Here is a 20,591-nt window from a genome sequence, read left to right as displayed (position 1 = left end):
AAAAAAGTAAGGAGTTTTTATATGAGTTATAAACATCTTGGCATAGATGAAAGGATTTATATTGAGAATCAATTGAAATTTAAATTTAAAATTAGTGAAATAGCTAAAAATCTTAATCGAAGTATTAGTACTATTATTCGAGAAATTAATAGAAATAAAGATAATAATCATTATTTTTCATTAATTGCACAAAATAAAGCTGAAAATCGAAAACAATCACATATTAGTTTTCATAAGTTTAAAAATAAGAATTTAGTAAAATATGTACAACAAAAATTACTATTAGGTTGATCACCTGAACAAATTTATGGCAGAATTAAAAATTTTCATAAAGAGTGAGTTATTAGTTTTAAAACAATTTATACTTGAATTTATTTTGGAATGCTTGATAAAGTTACTAGTAAAAATTTAAGAAGAAAAGGTAAAAAACGAAAATCTAAAGAAAATCGTGGCAAGTTTAATGGTAAATCAATTAAAGAACGAGATATAAATGTTAATGATCGTATAACACTTGGTCATTGAGAAGGAGATACTATAGTATCATCACGAGGTAAAAGCAAATCATGTTTAATAACTTTAGTTGAAAGAGTATCACGATTTACTTTAGCAATATTAGTTAAAAACAGAACTACTAAAGTTATTAATAAAAATGTTAGTTATTATTTATCAATTCTTCCTAAAAACATTGTTAAAACTATTACTTTTGATCGTGGCAAAGAATTTTCAAATTGACAACAACTTGAAAAAAATTTAGATATAAAAATTTATTTTGCCAATCCATATTCACCTTGACAAAGAGGTACTAATGAAAATACTAATGGTTTAATTAGAGAAAAATTTCCTAAAAAATTTATTTTTTCAAAAACTAATAAAAATGAAGTTCATAAATTTATATTGTCTTTAAACCAAAGACCAAGAAAAATACTAAATTATCTTTCACCAATCGAATATTTGGATAGAAAAATAATTTAGTTGCACTTACCTTTACAATTTAGCAAGAAAATAACAAAATTAATAATCAAAAATTAGAAAATAATGAAACAAAAATTAAAGAGCAAAACAAAATTATTAATCAAAATGAAAAACAAAATAACAATCAAGAAAAAACAAAATTTTTTCTTCCTGAACAAACTATAATTAATCAAAAATATATTTTACCAACATTAAAATTAACTAAAAATCAGATAATCTAATAAAAAAGCAAGAAGAAAATGAAAAATATGCTTTAGAAAATAAAGAAAAAATTAATCAGTTATTTAAAGAATTTTCTGTTCAAGGAAAAGTAAATGATTTTACTATTGGTACAACAGTAACAAAATACGAGGTTTCAATCACTTCAGGAATGAAAATTAACAAAATTACTAACTTAGAAGAAGAACTAAAACTAGTTTTAGCAAATAATAATATTAGAATCGAAGCACCAATAGCTGGTAAATCAATGATTGGAATTGAAGTTAGTAATAAAAATATTGTTCCAATTAATATGCAAGAACAATTTGAAAATATAAGCGAAAAATATAAAAATAAAAAATTATTAATTAGTATTGGTAGAAATACTACTGGTGATTACATCTTTCATTCATTAAAAGAAATGCCCCACTTATTAATTGCTGGTAGTACTGGTTCAGGAAAATCCGTTTTTATTAATGATTTACTAATTTTTTTGCTCTTACAATACAAACCTCATGAAATAAAACTAATATTAATCGATCCTAAATGAGTAGAATTAGCAATTTATAATGATATCCCACATTTAATTATTCCAGTAATTAAAGAAGCAAACAAAACACCAGCAGCATTACAAGTAGTAATTTTAGAAATGATGCGTCGATACCAACTATTTGCAAAAAATGGAAATCGTGATATTGAAAGTTATAATAAAAAAATAAGTCAAGAAATTGATAAATTACCTTATTATATTATTGTTATTGATGAATTAGCAGATTTAATGGTACAAGCAAGCAAGCAAATTGAAAAAGGAATCATGCGAATTACACAAATGGGTCGAGCGGCAGGAATTCATTTAGTAATAGCAACACAAAGACCATCAGTAGATGTAATTACTGGCGTAATTAAAAATAATATTCCAGCAAGAATTGCTTTTAAAGTTGCATCTTGAATTGATTCAAAAACAATCCTTGATACTGCTGGAGCAGAAAAATTATTAGGTAAAGGCGATATGTTATTTTTAGCTCCAGGACAAAATAATATCAATCGCTTACAAGCACCATGAATTAGTGATGAAGATGTTTCGAAATTAATAAAGTTTATTAAAGAACAATCTTCGGTTAAATATGATAATAATTTTATTGAAAAAATAAAAGAAATTAAAGATTCAAAAAAATAAAATAAGTTTTCTGTTAATTAACAGAAAACTTATTTTCATATTCCAAATGTAAAATAATTATTTTATTATTGAGGTAATTTTATATCTTCATAAATGGGAAATTTATTTAAAAGTATATCAACTTTTTTTCTTAATTCATGTAAACCATCATCATTAATACCCTTAGATAATTTTCAAGCACTAATAATAATCTTTCCTAATTCAATAAACTGCTCTTCTTTAAAACCTCTCGTTGTCATTGCTGGACTACCAAAACGAACACCACTAGTAATAACAGCTGGTAAAGGATCAAAGGGAACACCATTCTTATTAGCAACAATATTAATCTTTTCTAAAATATCAACAGCTTCTTTACCATTTAAACCATTAATATTAGTAACATTAACAGTTAATAAATGATTATCAGTTCCACCCGCCACTACATGAAATTTTGCATCAAGAAAAGTTTTTGCTAATGCTTGCGCATTTTTAATTACTTGCATTTGATAAGTTTTAAATTCTGGTGTTAATGCTTCATAAAAAGCTTGTGCTTTTGCTGCAATAATATGTTCCAATGGTCCACCTTGATTACCAGGAAATACCGCACTATCAATTTTCTTTTTTAATTCTTCAGTGCAAAGAATAGCACCACCACGTGGTCCTCTTAATGTTTTATGAGTTGTTGTTGTTGTAATATCAGCATAACAAATAGGATTTTGATGTAATCCAGCAGCAATTAATCCAGCAATATGCGCCATATCAACCATTAAATATGCTCCAACAGTATCAGCAATTTTACGAAACTTTGATCAATCAATAAGTCTTGAATAAGCACTAGCTCCTGCTACAATAATTTTTGGTTTACATTCTTTAGCAATTTTTAAAATTTCATCATAATCTAAATATTCATCCTTTTTACTTACACCATAATTAACACCGTGATAAATTTTACCAGAAAAATTAATTTTATAACCATGAGTTAAATGACCACCGGCATCAAGTTCCATACCAAGAATAGTATCACCTGGACGTAATATAGCAGCATATGCTTCAGCATTAGCTTGACTACCAGAATGAGGTTGTACATTAGCATGAAAATTACCTTTTTTACATTGACCTGGTTTATGACTACAATTAAATAATTGTTTAAAACGCTCTATTGCCAAATTTTCAATTTTATCAACATTTTCGCAACCATTATAATATCTTCTGCCCGGATAACCTTCTGCATACTTATTAGTTAATATTGTTCCAGCGAGTGTAAGTACAGCTGGTGATACATAGTTTTCTGAAGCTATTAATTCAATATGATTTTGTTGACGTTGTCATTCATCTTTCACAATTTTTTTTAATTCTGGGTCAAGACCTTTATTAAAAGATTTATCCATTTTTAAACATCCTCTCTTTAATAATTTAATAGTAAAATTATTTTAGTTTTGCAACTCTTAATTGATGTCTTTTTTCATCACTTGTTTTAGTATTTAAAAATAATTTCACAAGTTCTACTGCTTTATAATCAGAAATAATTCTAGCACCTACTGCTAAAACATTAGCGTCATTATGAAGTCTTGCCAATCTTACTGTTTCTTCCTCATAGCAAAGAGCACAACGAACACCATTAATACGATTGGTAGCAATACTAATACCAATACCAGTACCACAAATTACAATACCAAAATCTGCTTTTTTACTAACAATAGCATTTGCAACATTAAAACCAAAATTAGGATAATCAACAGGTTCACTGCTATTTGTTCCTAAATCTAAAATTTGATAGCCTTCTGTATGTAAAAATTTAATAATTGGTTGTTTAAATTCATAAGCGGTATGATCATTACCAATAGCAATTACTAAACCATTAGTTTTCAACTTTATCACTTCCTTAGTTTAAATATTAGTTTTATTATACCTATTAATTTTAAAATTAATATATTTTCTTTTTAAAATAATTTTTATTACAAAAAAAATATTTTTTTCCTATAATAATCAATTTTAATCATTATTGCTATTAATAAATATGTTAAAATACTGCTAAAAGAAAGGTGAGATTCTTATTATGAAAATTAAAAAAATGATCGGAAATAAGTATGCATTAATTATTGAAAAAGATGAAATGATTATTAAAACTTTAGAGCAATTTGCTATTAAAGAAAACATAGGAATGGCACAATTCCAAATGATTGGTGCTATTACTAATGTCACTTTAGGCTACATTCCTAAAAAAAGTACTGATTATGTAAAAAAAACTTTTCTTGAACAATATGAATTGTTATCAACAATTGGAACAATCATTTGAGATGAAAAAGATAGAAATAAACCAATTATTCATTGTCATACTACTTTTGGTGATGATAATTTTAACGTAATTGGTGGTCATATGTTAGACGCGAAAGTTGCTATTAAGGCCGAAATAATAATTGATATTTTAAGTAATGAAAAAATATCACAAGTTATTGATAATAAAAGTAATTTTCATATTTGAAATTTATCTTAATTTAAGGAAAATTATTTAAAAATGGTCATATTAGTAATAATATGACAATTTTTTTAAGATTTTCCTAATGAACCAAATTCTGTTAATAATTCTTTAGCTTTAAGTTTAATTGCTTCCATTCCTGGCTTAAAAATTTTTCTAGGATCAAACCCTTTATCTTCATTAAGTTTTCCTTCCGTAACATATTTTTCAATAGCTGCGGCGAATACTTCTTGTAATTCAGTATTAACATTAATTTTACTAATTCCTAAATTAATAGCTTTTTTAACCTGATCTTTTGGAATTCCAGAACCACCATGTAATACCATTGGCTTATTTGAAACTACTGATAAATTTTTTAACACATCAAAATTTAAACCATCTCAATTTTTAGGATACTTTCCATGAATATTATTTATTCCGGCTGCTAAAAAGTCAATTCCTAAAGCTGCTAATGATTTACAATCTTCCTCACTAGCAATCTCACCACTACCAATAACTCCATCTTCTTCACCACCAATAGTACCTGCTTCTGCTTCAACAGATGCATTTTTTTTCTTAGCATAAGTAACTACTTCTTTGGTACCTTTTATATTTTCATTAAAATCTAAATGAGAACCATCAAACATAACTGAACTAAAACCAGCATCTAATGCTTTCTTACAAGAATCTACTGATTGACCATGATCTAAATGTAATGCCACTGGAATAGTAATATTTAAATCATTCAATAACGCTAAAGTCATACTAACAACTGTGTTAAATCCACCCATGTATTTAATAGCACCTTCTGAAACACCTAAAATAACAGATGATTTAGTTTCTTGTGCAACTTCAAGAATAGATCTTGTTCATTCTAAATTATTAATATTAAAGTGAGCAATGGCATATTTATCTGCTTTTGCTTTATCAATCATATTTTTTGCACTAACAAATTTATTCATTTCTTTTCCTTCTTTCTTAAAATATTATAACCTTATATTATATATTTTCATAAAAAATCTAGTTGCATATATATTTTGAGAATATACAATTCATAAAAATTATAACAATTTTAAAATTAAATTTTCTTACTTAATCATTATTTTTTAATAATACTTTTAATTAATCCTAAAAATAAAGGATTTGGTTTATTAATTCTTGATGTGAATTCAGGATGAAACTGACTTGCAATAAAGAATGGATGTACTTCTTTTGGTAACTCAATCACTTCTACCAAATCTTCTTTATTATATATACCACTAAAAATTAATCCATTTTTTGCAAGTAATGTTTTATAACTATTATTAAATTCATAACGATGACGATGACGTTCAATAATAATAGTTTGTTTATAAAGAGATTTTGCTAATGAATCATTAATTAAAGTGGTTGGATAATTACCCAATCTTAAAGTTCCCCCAATTTGATCATTTTTATTTTTACCACGTAATAAATCAAAAATAGGATTTTTAGTTTTTTCATTAAATTCAGTAGAATTAGCATCTTGTAAATTACATACATTACGAGCATATTCAATACAAGCTAACTGCATACCTAAACATAATCCCAAGAAAGGAACTTTATTAACTCGAGTATAATTAATTGCATTGATTTTGCCTTCAACACCACGATTACCAAAGCCACCAGGAACAATTATTGCTTGGAAAGGGGAAAGCATAGAATTAATGTTTTTACTATCTAAACTTTCGGCGTTAATAATTTTATAATTAACTTTAGTATTAAGACTATAACCTGCAATTTTCAATGATTCAATTACTGATAAGTAAGCATCACTTAAATTCGAATACTTTGCCACAATACCAACAGTAACTTCTTGATTAATATTATCTAACTTTTTAACAATTACATGTCATTCTGACATATCTGGTTTAGTTTTATTTAACTTTAATAATTCTGAAACTACTTCATCAATTTTTTGTTGTTCTAAAGATAATGGCACTTTATAAATATTATCACAATCAGGAATTGCTAAAACATGACTGCGTTTAATATTACAAAATAAAGATAATTTATCAAAAATATGATCAGGTGGCATAGTTTCACTACGACAAACCAAAATATCAGGTTGAATACCTAATGATAATATTTCTTTTACTGAATGTTGACTGGGTTTCGTTTTAAATTCACCAACCGAATATAAATAAGGAATTAATGTAGTGTGAATAACAATAACATTTTCATGACCTTTTTCGTTTTTAACTTGTCTAATGGCTTCAATAAAAGCTAATGATTCAATATCACCAACTGTTCCACCAATTTCGGTAATAATAACATCAGCCTTACTATTAATTGCGGAATTAAAAATATGTTTTTTAATTTCATCAGTAACATGAGGTACAACTTGTACAGTTTTCCCTTCATAAAAACCATCACGTTCCTTTTTTAAAACAGTTTGGTATACTTTTCCGGCAGTAATATTGGAATCTCTAGTCAGATTTTCATCAATAAAACGTTCATAATGACCTAAATCTAAATCAGTTTCAGCACCATCACTAGTTACATATACTTCACCGTGTTGATAAGGACTCATAGTACCTGGGTCAACATTAATATAAGGGTCAAATTTTTGCATAAAAATCTTAATATTTTTTTGCTTTAATATACACCCAAGCGATGCTGCTGTAATTCCTTTACCTAAAGATGATACAACACCACCAGTAATAAATATATACTTTGAATTCATTAGTTTTCTCCTAAATATTAATTAATAATATCATTATTATTCATCATCATAACTATCTTCTAATGGTTTAATACTAATGGTATCTAAATCATCATCTTCATCTTCTACGTCTTCACTTAAATCTATAGTTTCATCATTATCTGTAACTGTTTCAGTACTATCAATTTCGTCTTTTGTATTACTTGGAATTTCTACTCTTGTCATATGTTCTTTAATTTCCTCTAATGAGACTTCATTACGTGGATATCAAAGTTTATCATTTTTTAAGAAAAAATTGGTATTTAAAATAATTCCAGTATAAAGTTCACCAGCAATTTTTTCTTCATCTTCTTTAGAAATATTACATTGTTTTTTAACATGTGTTCAAATTTCATTAAAACTGCTTTTTTTCTTTTTGCATAAAAAACTATATGCTACTTCTACTAATGTTTGTTTGTTTTGCATTTCTTAATCACCTTCTAAATTGTATATTATAAATAATAAAAAATATATTTTTTACATCTTTTTAGGCGCATCCACACCAATTAAATTTAAAGCATTGGCCATTATTTGTTTTATTGCTAAAACTAATGTTAATCGTTGAATTGTTAATTGTTGATCTTCACTAATAACTTTATGTTTATTATAATAAGAATGAAATAACTTAGCTAATTTCTGAATATAATTTGTAAGTAAATGCGGTTGATGCTGTTTTTCAATTTTTTGCAAAATAATTATATATTCATCTAATGTAATCAATACTTCTTTTTCCTTTTGTTCTGTTAATAAATTAATACTATTTGCAATTTCAAATTTTGGATAATTCTCTATAATTTGATTTATACGTGCATGAACATATTGTGCATAATAAACAGGATTTTCGTTAGATTGTTGTTTAGCAAGTGCTAAATCAATATCAAGATGTGATTCAACTGATCTTGATACTAAAAAATAACGTAAAGCATCCTTTCCAATTAAATCTATCATATGTCTTAAAGTTATTGATGTTCCTGCTCTTTTTGACATTTTTTGTTCTTTGCCATTATCAATAACCTTTACCATTTGCATACATAAAATATCAAGTTTAGTGGCATCATTATTAAGCATATATAATCCTGCTTTAATTCGTGGAATATAGCCATAATGATCTGCTCCTCAAATATTAATTAACACATCACTACGTTGAAATTTAATATGATGATAAGCTAAGTCAGGAAGCATATATGTATAAGTTTTGTCTTTCTTAACAATTACACGATCTTTATCATCTTCAAATAAAGTAGTTTTTAAAAAAATAGCACCATCAAGTTGATAAGTATTGCCTTGCATTTCAAATTGTTTGATTAAATTAGAAATAATATTTTCTTTATATAAAAATGATTCAGAAAATCAAATATTAATTTTAACTTTAAATTTTTTTAAATCTTTTTTAATTTCTGAAAGCATATAATTAATACCAAATTCTTTAAAAATTAAAGAAGAGGTTTCATCAAAAGGTTTATTTGCAAATTTATTACCATTTAATTTCAAAAATGATTGTGCAGCAGTTAAAATTTCAGAACCACGATAACTTTCTTTTGGTAATTCAACAGCATTACCACAAAGATTTTGATAATTTATGAAAATTGAATTGGCCAAAACATTAATTTGATTACCAGCATCATTAATATAGTATTCTCTAACTATATTATATCCTCTATGTTCTAATATATTAGCTAAACTATCACCAATAGCCGCATTTCTTGCATGTCCTAAATGTAAAAGTCCGGTTGGATTGGCACTAATAAATTCAATATTATAAGTAATATTTTTTTTATTAGATTGACCATATAATGATTTCTCATTAATAATTTTCATTAATAACAAACTAAATACTTCAACATTAATATTAATATTAATAAAACCAGGAGTAATATAATCAATTTTTTTAATTAATGGGTGTTTCTGATGAATATTTTTAACTATAATTTCAGCAATGTCTAATGGTTTTTGTTTATATTTTTTTGCTAATATCATTGCTATTGATGTAGAATAATCACCTAAGTCATTATTTTTATTAATTTCAATAACAACTTGATTCAATTCTATTTCATAATTTGCAAATGCTACTGCATCAAGAATAATAGTAGTGAGTTCATTAATAACATAACTGTCCACAGTTCAGACCCCTTTCAATATCTAAAATATTATACTCATAAATTTAATTTATATCATATAAAAAAATAAAAATAAATACTTTTTTATAAAAGTTGCTCAATTGTATCATTAACATACTGTATAAATCCAATTCTGATTAAAAATTCCAAAATAGCAACATCATTGTAATTTAAATCAATTAATTCTTGATAGTTACCAAAAATTTGATTATCCAGTACATTTCTTAATTTATCATTAATTTTTTTTGGATCATCTTCGATCTTAATTCCTGAAACTTTAACTAATTCTAAATCAATTTTTTTTTGCATTTTAACTTTAGTATTATCATCTTTATATAATTCTATTAATTTTAAATATAATTCTTGTAATAAACTTAAAGCCTTGACAAAATTACTTAGTAATTCTTGTTCATTAATTATATACGAATTTAAATTATGAAAATAATTATGATTTATCTCAGCTTCATATCTTGCTGCTTGACCACCAGGATTAATTTGTTCAAAATAACGCAAACGTTCTCTTAAATTTAATAATATTTTACTCATTTCCTCACTTTCAACTCTTGTAGTACTAATTAATTTAAGCAATCTTATTAAATTATGAAAATTAAATTTTTTCTTACTAGCTGAAGGTTCAACTTGAATATATTTTCTTAAACAATGCTTTAGTTTTAATTCTAACGATTGATATACTGAAAAAAGAGTAATATGAAAATTATCATATCCAATCCCTTTTTTAATATTTAAAATAGCGTTAACTGCATACATATTAGCGCGATCATTATCATTACCCAAAACATTAGTTAAATGCAACGTTCTTGGAAACTTATTAATCATTGTAAGTAATGTTTCTTTAAATTTAATTTTTAACGTATTATCTTTAAATTTAATTTGATTTATTTTAACTGATTTTAAATCATTATATTCATTACCTATTATAAGGTAGGCAAAAATAGAAAAATAAACTATTACTTTTTCTTTAAAATTTATTCAAGTAAAATTTAAAGTTTTAATAGCATTTTCAATTTTTTCTTTATTAATTAATACGCCCAATATCACTATTACTTCTTGCGTTGCTAAGTGATACTCATGTGAATTTAAGTAAAAATCTCCTGGCGTTAAATCTAAAATATTTGGATACTCAAAAACTTTATTAATTGATTTTAAAATTTTCATAATTACCTCATTTTATAACAGTTTTAAATTTCTATTTCTTTTTTAAAAAATAAATTGTATTTGGTGCTTTAATTGGATCTTGCAAAATTTGTGAGATTTTTTCTAAAGTAATATACTCTTCGTTTTTTGTTTTAATAATAATTGGATCTTTTTTAAAATAATAAAGTACATTTTTTAAATCTTGTTTAACCCCAATAACATTAGTGTTATTTTGACTTGTTAATAACAACAATTCATTTTCTCAGTTAAAACAAAATAAAATTACTTTTGATATTTTTACTAACTCATTATCGTTTTCAAAATTAATAATATCTTGCATTAACTTAATTAAAGTAGCATCTGTTCAATTTAAATATGTTTGTATTTCAACGCTTTTTCCCTCAAAAATAGCAATAAAATCATGAATATTGACTTTAAATGAATAAGTTTTATCAAAATATAATTCAGTTATTCTTGAAAATAATTTTTGTAAATTAAGATCAAAAAGAATTCCACTTTTATGATAATAAACTTGAGAATACATATGGAACCTTGTGATTAAATAATTTTCAATAGCAGAAATTGCCTTGTATGAAAAAACTAAACCCTCTTTAATATCAATTATCATATTTGTAATAATTCAATCAATATCAATACTTCCATAACCAACTCCTGTAAAATATCCATCACGCATTAAATAATCAATACGATCACAATCTAATTGCGATGATACCAATTGAATTTGATATTTAGGATAATTTTTATAATCCTTCTTAAGGATACCAATAATAGCATTAATATTAATATTAAATTGTTTTAAAATCATGTTAATTTCAGTACTATTATCATTAATAATAGCACAAGTATAATCTTCATGAGTAAAATTTTCTTTTTTATTAACATTAAGGTTTATGATTTTTTCAAAAGTGTGTGAAAAAGGACCATGTCCTAAATCATGTAATAAACCAGCAATTTTAATGTTTATTTTTTCCTCTTTAGTTAATAAAGAAGAACCTTCAACTTCACTAAGAACACGATTTAATATATGATAAACACCGATACTATGAACATATCTAGTATAAGTTGCATTAGGAAAAGCAATTTGGACACCACCAAGTTGATTAATTCATCTTAATCTTTGAAATTCTTTACAAGATATTAACACCTGAATAACGGGTTCGCTGATATTAATATTTTTGTGTATAGCGTCACGAATAAAAGTTACTTTATAATTATTGCTTGACATAAATTTTAACCTCTCATTAATATCTTATAAATTTTAGGTATTATTAATTTTTTATTTTAATAGTAACATAATATAAAATTTTTCTTCTATTTTAATAATTATTTTGAGTGAAAAGAACAATTTTATAATTTTTATTTATAACAAAAGTAAATATTATATTTTCTATATAAGTAATAATAATTATTTTTCTTTAATATTTAAAATTTAATTTCACATTATTAATAATGGTAGCATAACCTAATAGTTTAATGGTGCTAACTAAATCAGGTCCATGCATTTGTCCTGTCGTAATAATTCTAATTGGCATAAATAATAATTTGCCGTTAACATTAGTTTCTTTTTTAACTTCATTAATAATGTTTTTAATATTATCACTAGTTCAATTTTTACAATCAATAATCTTTTTAATAAATGTTGTACAAACTAAGTTACATTCATTATCATTCAAAAAAGTCTTTGCTTCTATATTTACCTTAAAATTATTTTTAAAAAATAAACTTACCAATTCATTAATTTGACTACCATATTCTAACTGTGATTGATAAATTAATAATACTTCTTTTCATCATTCAATAGTTTTGCTATTTCAATTATATTTTTCTTTAATAAAAGGTGTTACTAAAGCTAAGTATTGTTCAACATTTAATCTTTTAATATAATAATTATTCATTCACACTAATTTTTCTGGATCAAACATGCTTGGTGCTTTACTTAAATATTTTGGGGTAAATAATTTAATTAATTGTTCTTTAGTATAAATTTCTTTTTCTTCATGCGAACTTCATCCTAATAAAGCAATAAAATTAAAAATTGCTTCTGGTAAATATCCTTCTTTACGATATTGATGAATAAATTGGATAATGCTACCATCACGTTTTGATAATTTTTTACGTTTATTATTAACAATTAATGTTAAGTGGGCAAAAATTGGCATTTTCCAATTAAAATACTCATAAATAACTAATTGTTTTGGTGTATTTGACAAATGTTCTTCACCACGAAAAACATGACTTATTTCCATTAAATGATCATCAATAACAACAGCGAAATTATAAGTGGCCACTCCATTTGATTTAATAATAATGTAATCTCCTAAGTCTACTGAATTAAATTCAACATTACCACGAACTAAATCTTTAATTTTATAACTTTTATTAGTGGTAATTTTAACTCTAATAGCATATGAAATTTTATTTTGTAAATTTTCTTCAATTACAGACTGCTCTAATTTTGAACATGTTCCATCATACTGGAAAGCTAAAATATTTTTATCTGCTTGTTTCTTACGCATTTCTTCTAGATATTGAGGTGTACAAAAACAATAATATGCTTTTTTTTCTTTTATTAGTATTAATGCATGTTGAATATATATATTTAAACGTTCAGTTTGTTTATAAGGACCATATTTACCTGGTAAATCAATAGTTTCATCAGGAATTATTCCCATTCAACGTAAATTATCTAATTGTGAACTAATTCCATCTTCAATATTGCGTTCTAAATCAGTATCTTCAATTCTAACTATAAAATCTCCTTTGTTATTTTTTGCAAATAAATAATTAAATAATGCTGTTCTAGCACCACCAATATGTAAATACCCAGTAGGACTAGGTGCATATCGTACACGAATTTTCATATTTTCACCATCTTTATTAAATTTAAGATTTTTTAATCTTACTAACTTTTTTTTCTACTTTATTAGTCTTTTTTTTAGAATTTAATTTTTTTTATTATTTTTTTACGATTAGTTTTAGATTATAATTTTTCATTTACTTCTTCATCAAGAAAAATTGTAATAGTCTGTGTATCATTTGGATCAAATTCATTAGAACTTGGTAATGGTTGTTTTAATTCTGGTTCAAATTCAATTGCTTGTTCAATACGTTGACGATAAAAGTGATATGTTTGAACATTAATTAAATTTAATTTAAGTAATAAAATAACTGCTGCAACAAGTAATGCAAAATAAAAACCAAAAATTGATCAAACAATTGTTGAAGAAACTCAATTTCGATAATAAAAACTTGGTGTTTCAATTGTTCCACCCCTATTAGGTATTATTTGTGCACTATCATTACTTCATTCACAATAAAGCAATTGACCAGAAAAACTTATTAAAAATCCAACAACAAAAATTATAAAGTTTACAACTAAAAATACAAATTTAAAACGAGGAGATTTTTCAAGAAAAACTCTTGCCGTAAAAATACAACTTATCAACCCAAAACTACTTACAATCAAACCTATTACTGGTAAATAATAAACTGTAGTATAACTTGAAGGATTAAAACTTGGTGAAGGTTCTGCAATTTGAAAACCATAATAATATAAATCTTTTAAAACTGTATTTTTTGACAAAGCAATTAAAAAAAATAATTCATAAATAATAAATGTGCTTAATAATAAATAAAAACTAATAAACCACCAATTACGAATTCTCATAAATCTGTCCCCCTTATTTAATATTCAAAGTTTTTTTACTAAATCCCTTTTCTTGTTTTTTAATTTTTTTTAATTCTTGTTTTCTAATTCGTCTTTGTTTTTTTTCCATACTTCTAGTAGTATAAATTTCATAATCTGAGTTCATAAATGTAAACTTTCTACGCATAATTCAAAAAAATAGTTGTGTAATCAAAATTAAAAAAAGACTAAAAATAATAAATATTCTTGCAATAATTGGATTAATTCAATGATAATTTTCATTATATAATATTCCAGATTGTGAAATATAAGTTAATTGTACTTCTGAACTTAACATTACACTAAGAATTAATAATCAAAAAGCAGTATAAAACATTCTACTGCTATACTTTGAAGAGACAATACTTACTCTAGGAGCAAATATTAATAAAATCATACTTACAGTAATTGCAATTAAACAAACAATTGGTACATAAAATAAATTCAAAATAGGATAATTAAAATCAGTAAGTTTTACATTATATAATTTATATTTTGATACATTAATAGCAGCAAATAATAAAAAAATAAAAACTGATAAAAAAAGAACTATTGATATTGTCAAATAAACAAAATATGCATTTTTAGTTTTTTGTTCATATGGAATAAAACATGTTTCTTTGTTTTTAAGATTATCTAAATCTTTAATTTTCATTATTTTCACCTACTTTATTTTTCATTAGGTAATTCTTCAACTACTAAAATTAAAATAATCGCTGCTATTACTTCACATATTCATACAATTAATGAGATTAATGAAAAAAATAATAATACTGGTATTGATCAAAAAACTAGACTACCGCTTAACATTAATGTTGATAATATTAATGTTGAAATAGCAGTAATTCTAAATGAAGATTTCTTTTTAAGTTTCTTTGCTGGTATCATAAAACAAATAATACTGACTAAAATTGCAACTCCAACATATGATAATGATAAAGCTAATTGTAGTTTACTAAATTCAAACCCCATTTTTTGCCCAACAAATGTATTAACTATTAATAGTATTAAAAAAGCAATACTACCAATAATTTGCACAATTGGTGATCAAAAAAGTAAAGCTCTTGAAACTTTTATTTTATTAAGAACATCAAACTTTTTAGTTTTTTTATTTGGAACATAATTGTTTTCTTGAATGTCAGAATCAGGATTTTGTAAATTACTTTTTAACATAATAATTTTTTCCTTTCTTGCTAGTATATTTTCAAATTAATTATAACAAAACTATAACCTTTTTATAATTAATATTATCTTAAAACTAAACATTAAAAAGGAAATGACAAATATCACCATCTTCAACTATATAATTTTTACCTTCAACTCTCATTTTTCCCTTTTCCTGAACATTTTTTTCACTACCCAATAATTCTATATCTTGATAATTATAAACTTTAACTCTAATAAAACCTTTCATGAAATCTGTATGAATGATACCAGCACACTCTGGTGCTTTCATTCCTTTAATAAAAGTTCAAGCATGAACTTCTTTGGGTCCAACAGTAAAATAAGTACCTAAATTTAATAGTTTATAAGTTGCTAATACAATTTGATCAATTCCTGATTCAAAAATATTTAACTCTTTAAACATTTCTTTTTTTTCTTCTGCTTCTAATTCAGAAAGTTCACATTCTGTCTTAGCACAAACAACAATTACAGTAATATTTTTTTTGCTCATATATTGTTGTAATTGTTCAACATATTTATTAGTTTTAGTTATTAAATCTTTTTCATTAATATTAGCAATAACAATTATTGGTTTAGCAGTTAAAAAATTATAAGGTTTAATCATTAGTAATTCTTCTGAACTTAACTTTTGATTGCGAATAGCAATACCATTGTTTAATTCATTATTAATTTTTTCTAATAAAGCTACCTCAGCAATACCTTGTTTATCTCTAGTTATTTGCGATTTTTTACGAACTTTTTCTTTTCGTTTACTTATTACTTCTTGATCAGCTAACATTAATTCCAATTCAATAATTTCAAAATCATTAATTGGATCAATTTTATTTTCAACATGAGTAACATTAATATCATCAAAACAACGAATAACTTCGCATATTGCATCAACCGTTCTAATATTGGCAAGAAATTGATTACCTAATCCTTCACCTTTACTAGCGCCTTTGACAAGTCCAGCAATATCATGTAATTCTAAAATTGTTGGTACAACTTTTTGTGGATTAAAAATTTTTATTAAATTTAAAATTCTTGAATCATTGACTGGAACGCTACCAATATTTGGTTTTATAGTAGCGAAAGGATAATTTTCAATTAATACTTGTGAATTGGTTATGGCTTTAAATAATGTTGATTTACCTACATTAGGTAAACCAACGATACCAGCAGTTAACATATAATATACACCTGTTTCTTTTACTTATATGATTACATCGTATCATATAAATTATAAAGAAAAATATAAAATTAATTATCAATTAAGAAAAATTTAATTTTGGAGTTGATTTGGATGGTAATGGTACAGTATTTACTAAATTATTAGATTCATTAATAGTATTACCAGCAAGTTCTTCATCATCGCTTTCATCATCAAAAGGATTTGTACTAACTGGTTTAGGAGTAATCTGACCAGAACAAATGCCACTATCACTAGATGCTGTTCTAGTAAGACAATGATTAAATTCTTGACGAGATGATTCAGTACTACTTTCTAAATCACTATACTGTGGAAAACTATAACTATTAAGTTCTCTTAATATTTTATCGATATCAATAATAGAATAATCATTTTCTTCAAATTCATAAGAAAGTGAACTTATCGCACTATCAGTACTATTTGAACGTGATAATTTAGGTTTTTTTTCAATTATTCATTCATCTCAAGGCTCAGATGTTGGCAATAGTTCTGGTATACTTTGTCTTTGATAAGATACGCTTATTTTATCTATTGATGTTTTATTTTCATTTAAATTTGCAATTAAAGTTCCAAAATTTTTTATATTATTTTCTTTAATCACTTTGATATTTCTTTTTGTTTTTTTTCATGTTCACGATAATTTATTTATTATTTTTTGTCATCAACTAAGTTTTTTAAATTTTGTTTTTGATATTTCTACTAAAGATTTTTGACAGTGTTCAATATCAATAGTTTTAATATTGTAAAGTTTACTTAAAAATATTGTTTTATAATCATCAAAATCATCATAACCAGTATATATTTTTAAATTGTTTTTAATAATATTAAAGTTTTTATCTCAACATAAATATTTTTCAATACTTCAAGGTGCAACTTCATTCGCTTTCTCATAATATCTGATAAAAGTTAGATAGTCATTATAAAATCATGAATTTGCTATTTTTTGGTTACTTAATTCAGAAATTTTATTTTTAATAAAACTGATTTTTTTAACAAGTTGTTCGATATCTAACTTTAATTGTGCTAATATCTTTTGATTTTGTAGTTGAACATTTACAATTGTATGATTAGTTAACGTTTCTCATTCCTGTTTCTTAATTTGTAAAAGTTCAATAATGCTATCATGTAACTTAGTTAAATCATTAACTGCCGTTCTTATTTTACTATCAACTATTAAAACTGATTTTCTTATGGCGGCAACTTTTTCTTTTATTTCTAGTAGCCTGTTTTTTGCAATTAAACTATCTCTAAGAATTTTAAAATTAATGGCAGATGTTTCAGTTTTATAACTACCTATAAAATATTTTTTATTATAATAAAAAATATCAAATGTTACATTGGTGTTGTTTTTATTTTGATTTAAATTTTTAATATTTTCTTTACTGTTTTCACTAAAAACAAAATTTAAATTACCATTAGTAAGATTTTCTTTTAATTCTTGACTAATTTTTAAATTTTTTTCATATTGCATTTGACCTTTTTCAATTAATTGTTTATATTCTTCTATTTCTTGTTCAATAGTTACTAATAATTTTTCTTTAATTTTTTGCAAATTAATTTCTCATTCTCAATTATTGAAAAAATTTTGATTATTAACTTTAACAAAACTTAAAACTGAATTACTAATTTTTTTAAGTTTGTTCGATAACAATTCTACATGTTCTACTAATTCTTTATCTTTTCAAATTATATAATCATTTATTAACGATTGTAACTTCAAAATTTCTTGTCAATTTGGAAATGTAACTTCTTCTTTATTTAAAGTAAAATTGAATGTCCCACAATTATTAATCGTAATGTCTCTTATTTTATATTCTAATTGTTTTTTTGAATTTAAATATTGAATAATAACAGTAAAATCATCTTTATTTTTTGTTAAAACTTTAAATGAAACTGCTTGTTTTTCATTAATACCAGTAATATCGATTATACTATTAATTGAAATAATATCATCAACTTTTCAATTACCAGTTGCCAATCTTTGTTGATTTAATTTTTGTTTAATTCTTTGTCTTGAGACTTTGAATGTATCAGATAATTCTTCTTGAAAACCTTGTACTAATTGCTGATTTATTTTTAATACACTACTTATTTCGTAAATTTGACAACCGCCCAGTAACTTATAAAAGAAGAATTTATGAATATTTTGATGAAAAATTACAAAAATGAGTTCGTGTTTGTTTAGTTGATGAATGACTAGAATTACCTAAATATAAAAGAATTGGTGAAGATGTTGAACAAACTATTATTGAATATTTTGCTGACGGAAAAAGATATCATGATATTTGTGCTATTTGTAAAAAAGCAGGTATTAGTGTTAGCACTGTTCATAGAGTTTTTAAGAATTTAGAAGTAATTGAAGCAAATCCAGTAAAAGTAAAATTAGAAAAAAATCAACCTATTTTTGTAGCAATTGATGATGGACATCGAAAGTTTTGAGATTTTAAACGTAAAGGTATAAAACACTCTATGAGATTAATAACAACATATACAGATAATATTAATCACAAAGTACAAAATAAAAGAGTAAAAGCAATTATAAGACCAACAAGAACAGCAATTGGAGTTAAAAAGACTGTTGAATTTATTAAAGAACATTGTAAAAAATTTTATGAAAATGTTGAACAAGCAAAAATAATTATTTGTGGTGATAGTGCAGGGTGAATTAAAGATGTTGCAGATTATTTAGGTGCTGAGTTTATTTTAGATAAATTTCATTTAATTAGAAGATTATATCTTGGAATATTGGCTGGAAATAAAGGAAAATATTTAAAAGAATATAATCACTGTAAAAATTTAATTAATAATGGTAAATATGATGAATTAATTGACTATTTATATAATCAATTAGATAATCATAAAAAATTAAAGAAAAAATATTTTAAAAATAATAAACAAGGTATTGAAAATCAAGGTAAGAAATGAAATATTGGTTGTTATACTGAAACAAATATTTGACATGTTTTAAAAGAAATGCTTGGTAATAGAACATATAATATTTTAATTTATATTAAAATGGTTATTTTTAAATGTAATAAAATAAATTTAGAAACATAATTAATGAATGTAATAATTACTTATTATTTCACAATTTGCAATAGCATCTCAAAAATTATTATTTTTTATTTTTCTTTTTAAACCAATAATTAAGAATGTTAATGACAAAATTATAGAAATAAAAATTGGAACTACAATTGTAGAAAAAATAACTGCAATTTTTAACCATAATAAAGAATAATTATAAGAATTATGAATAATATAATAACTTCCAAAATTATTAAGGCAAATATTGTTATTAGTTAATATATAATATCAACTGTATTTACTTCATAAAGTAAAACCATTATATTCATATATTAAAGGTTCTGTATTTTTAACTAAATGATTACTTTTAATAGTTACTAGTTCTTTTCCATGAAATAAACCTAGTAATAATAATCCTGCAATAATAATTAAAATAGTTAAAATAAATAGTACTACAGTCAATAACTGTAATTTTTTAAGTGCTTTAATTTTCATTTTTAAATTCTCCTTAACTTTACTTCATAAGTTTAACATTTAACAAACTTAATTATAAGTATTTTAGTTGCAATATTTTTAAAAAAATTATATCATTTAAATACAATTTCATAAAAATCCAAATTATTTCTTGTCTAACATAATAATAAGACTACAACGATTTAATTTATTCCGGATTTTTGACAATCTCCCATTTTTCTTCTGCTTTGTCTTT

General features: G+C 24.1%; 19 protein-coding genes. 4 read left to right on the top strand and 15 right to left on the bottom strand.

Features of this window, described 5'->3' with window-relative positions:
• The first annotated feature begins 21 nt into the window (after window positions 1-21).
• Together AACL05_RS01125 and AACL05_RS01120 are read left to right on the top strand one after the other, a co-directional pair.
• A complete protein-coding gene (locus tag AACL05_RS01125) occupies window positions 22-972 on the top strand; it encodes an IS30 family transposase (protein WP_338960236.1) in 951 nt (316 codons plus the stop codon).
• A 220-nt stretch (window positions 973-1,192) separates the two neighbouring features.
• Window positions 1,193-2,347 (top strand): DNA translocase FtsK, encoded by a 1,155-nt coding sequence (locus tag AACL05_RS01120; protein WP_338963008.1) that lies wholly within the window; start codon window positions 1,193-1,195, stop codon window positions 2,345-2,347.
• Between the two features lie 65 nt (window positions 2,348-2,412).
• On the opposite strand, the gene glyA is transcribed toward AACL05_RS01120, so the two are convergent.
• Window positions 2,413-3,714, bottom strand: a complete 1,302-nt coding sequence (gene glyA / locus AACL05_RS01115) for a serine hydroxymethyltransferase (protein ID WP_338961849.1) — start codon at window positions 3,712-3,714, stop codon at window positions 2,413-2,415.
• Between the two features lie 37 nt (window positions 3,715-3,751).
• Window positions 3,752-4,195: a ribose 5-phosphate isomerase B gene (gene rpiB, locus AACL05_RS01110; protein WP_338961848.1), complete on the bottom strand. Its 444-nt coding sequence runs from the start codon at window positions 4,193-4,195 to the stop codon at window positions 3,752-3,754.
• A 187-nt stretch (window positions 4,196-4,382) separates the two neighbouring features.
• On the opposite strand from rpiB, the gene AACL05_RS01105 reads away from it, so the two are divergent.
• Window positions 4,383-4,820, top strand: coding sequence for a PPC domain-containing DNA-binding protein (locus tag AACL05_RS01105; protein ID WP_338961847.1), 438 nt, complete (start codon window positions 4,383-4,385; stop codon window positions 4,818-4,820).
• A gap of 53 nt (window positions 4,821-4,873) precedes the next feature.
• On the opposite strand, the gene fba is transcribed toward AACL05_RS01105, so the two are convergent.
• From fba to AACL05_RS01045, 12 genes are all read right to left on the bottom strand, one after another.
• Window positions 4,874-5,743: a class II fructose-1,6-bisphosphate aldolase gene (gene fba, locus AACL05_RS01100; RefSeq protein WP_338961846.1), complete on the bottom strand. Its 870-nt coding sequence runs from the start codon at window positions 5,741-5,743 to the stop codon at window positions 4,874-4,876.
• A 137-nt stretch (window positions 5,744-5,880) separates the two neighbouring features.
• Window positions 5,881-7,485: a CTP synthase gene (locus AACL05_RS01095; protein ID WP_338961845.1), complete on the bottom strand. Its 1,605-nt coding sequence runs from the start codon at window positions 7,483-7,485 to the stop codon at window positions 5,881-5,883.
• 36 nt (window positions 7,486-7,521) lie between these two features.
• Window positions 7,522-7,929 (bottom strand): DNA-directed RNA polymerase subunit delta, encoded by a 408-nt coding sequence (gene rpoE / locus AACL05_RS01090; protein ID WP_338961844.1) that lies wholly within the window; start codon window positions 7,927-7,929, stop codon window positions 7,522-7,524.
• A 51-nt stretch (window positions 7,930-7,980) separates the two neighbouring features.
• A complete protein-coding gene (gene argS, locus AACL05_RS01085) occupies window positions 7,981-9,621 on the bottom strand; it encodes an arginine--tRNA ligase (RefSeq protein WP_338961843.1) in 1,641 nt (546 codons plus the stop codon).
• Between the two features lie 83 nt (window positions 9,622-9,704).
• Complete coding sequence (locus AACL05_RS01080; RefSeq protein WP_338961842.1) at window positions 9,705-10,796, bottom strand: hypothetical protein; 1,092 nt, start codon at window positions 10,794-10,796, stop codon at window positions 9,705-9,707.
• 31 nt (window positions 10,797-10,827) lie between these two features.
• Window positions 10,828-12,021 carry an HD domain-containing protein gene (locus AACL05_RS01075; RefSeq protein WP_338961840.1) on the bottom strand — a complete coding sequence of 398 codons (1,194 nt, stop codon included), beginning with the start codon at window positions 12,019-12,021 and terminating at the stop codon, window positions 10,828-10,830.
• 190 nt (window positions 12,022-12,211) lie between these two features.
• Complete coding sequence (gltX, locus tag AACL05_RS01070) at window positions 12,212-13,657, bottom strand: glutamate--tRNA ligase (RefSeq protein WP_338986105.1); 1,446 nt, start codon at window positions 13,655-13,657, stop codon at window positions 12,212-12,214.
• Between the two features lie 119 nt (window positions 13,658-13,776).
• On the bottom strand, window positions 13,777-14,463 hold the full coding sequence (locus AACL05_RS01065) for a hypothetical protein (protein ID WP_338961836.1): 687 nt from the start codon (window positions 14,461-14,463) through the stop codon (window positions 13,777-13,779).
• A 13-nt stretch (window positions 14,464-14,476) separates the two neighbouring features.
• Window positions 14,477-15,136, bottom strand: a complete 660-nt coding sequence (locus AACL05_RS01060; RefSeq protein ID WP_338961835.1) for a hypothetical protein — start codon at window positions 15,134-15,136, stop codon at window positions 14,477-14,479.
• Window positions 15,137-15,150: 14 nt separating this feature from the next.
• Window positions 15,151-15,654 carry a hypothetical protein gene (locus tag AACL05_RS01055; RefSeq protein ID WP_338961834.1) on the bottom strand — a complete coding sequence of 168 codons (504 nt, stop codon included), beginning with the start codon at window positions 15,652-15,654 and terminating at the stop codon, window positions 15,151-15,153.
• 85 nt (window positions 15,655-15,739) lie between these two features.
• Entirely contained in the window at window positions 15,740-16,837 is a 1,098-nt protein-coding gene (gene ychF, locus AACL05_RS01050; protein ID WP_338961832.1) for a redox-regulated ATPase YchF, read from the bottom strand.
• Window positions 16,838-16,919: 82 nt separating this feature from the next.
• The gene (locus tag AACL05_RS01045; protein WP_338986103.1) at window positions 16,920-18,836 is read right to left on the bottom strand and encodes a hypothetical protein; all 1,917 of its coding nucleotides are present in this window, start codon (window positions 18,834-18,836) and stop codon (window positions 16,920-16,922) included.
• Between the two features lie 47 nt (window positions 18,837-18,883).
• Here AACL05_RS01045 and AACL05_RS01040 point away from each other — a divergent pair, with 47 nt between their 5' ends.
• Window positions 18,884-19,915 carry an Mbov_0401 family ICE element transposase-like protein gene (locus AACL05_RS01040; protein ID WP_338986102.1) on the top strand — a complete coding sequence of 344 codons (1,032 nt, stop codon included), beginning with the start codon at window positions 18,884-18,886 and terminating at the stop codon, window positions 19,913-19,915.
• Here AACL05_RS01040 and AACL05_RS01035 read toward each other — a convergent pair whose 3' ends face one another.
• Window positions 19,916-20,377: a hypothetical protein gene (locus AACL05_RS01035; RefSeq protein ID WP_338960349.1), complete on the bottom strand. Its 462-nt coding sequence runs from the start codon at window positions 20,375-20,377 to the stop codon at window positions 19,916-19,918.
• Window positions 20,378-20,591: the final 214 nt, after the last annotated feature.

This window comes from Spiroplasma endosymbiont of Thecophora atra (genome assembly GCF_964019735.1).
Classification (GTDB): Bacteria; Bacillota_I; Bacilli_A; order Mycoplasmatales; family VBWQ01; genus Spiroplasma_E; species Spiroplasma_E ixodetis_A.
Note: the sequence above shows the minus strand (reverse complement) of the source record. Positions and strands in the feature narration are given on the sequence as shown.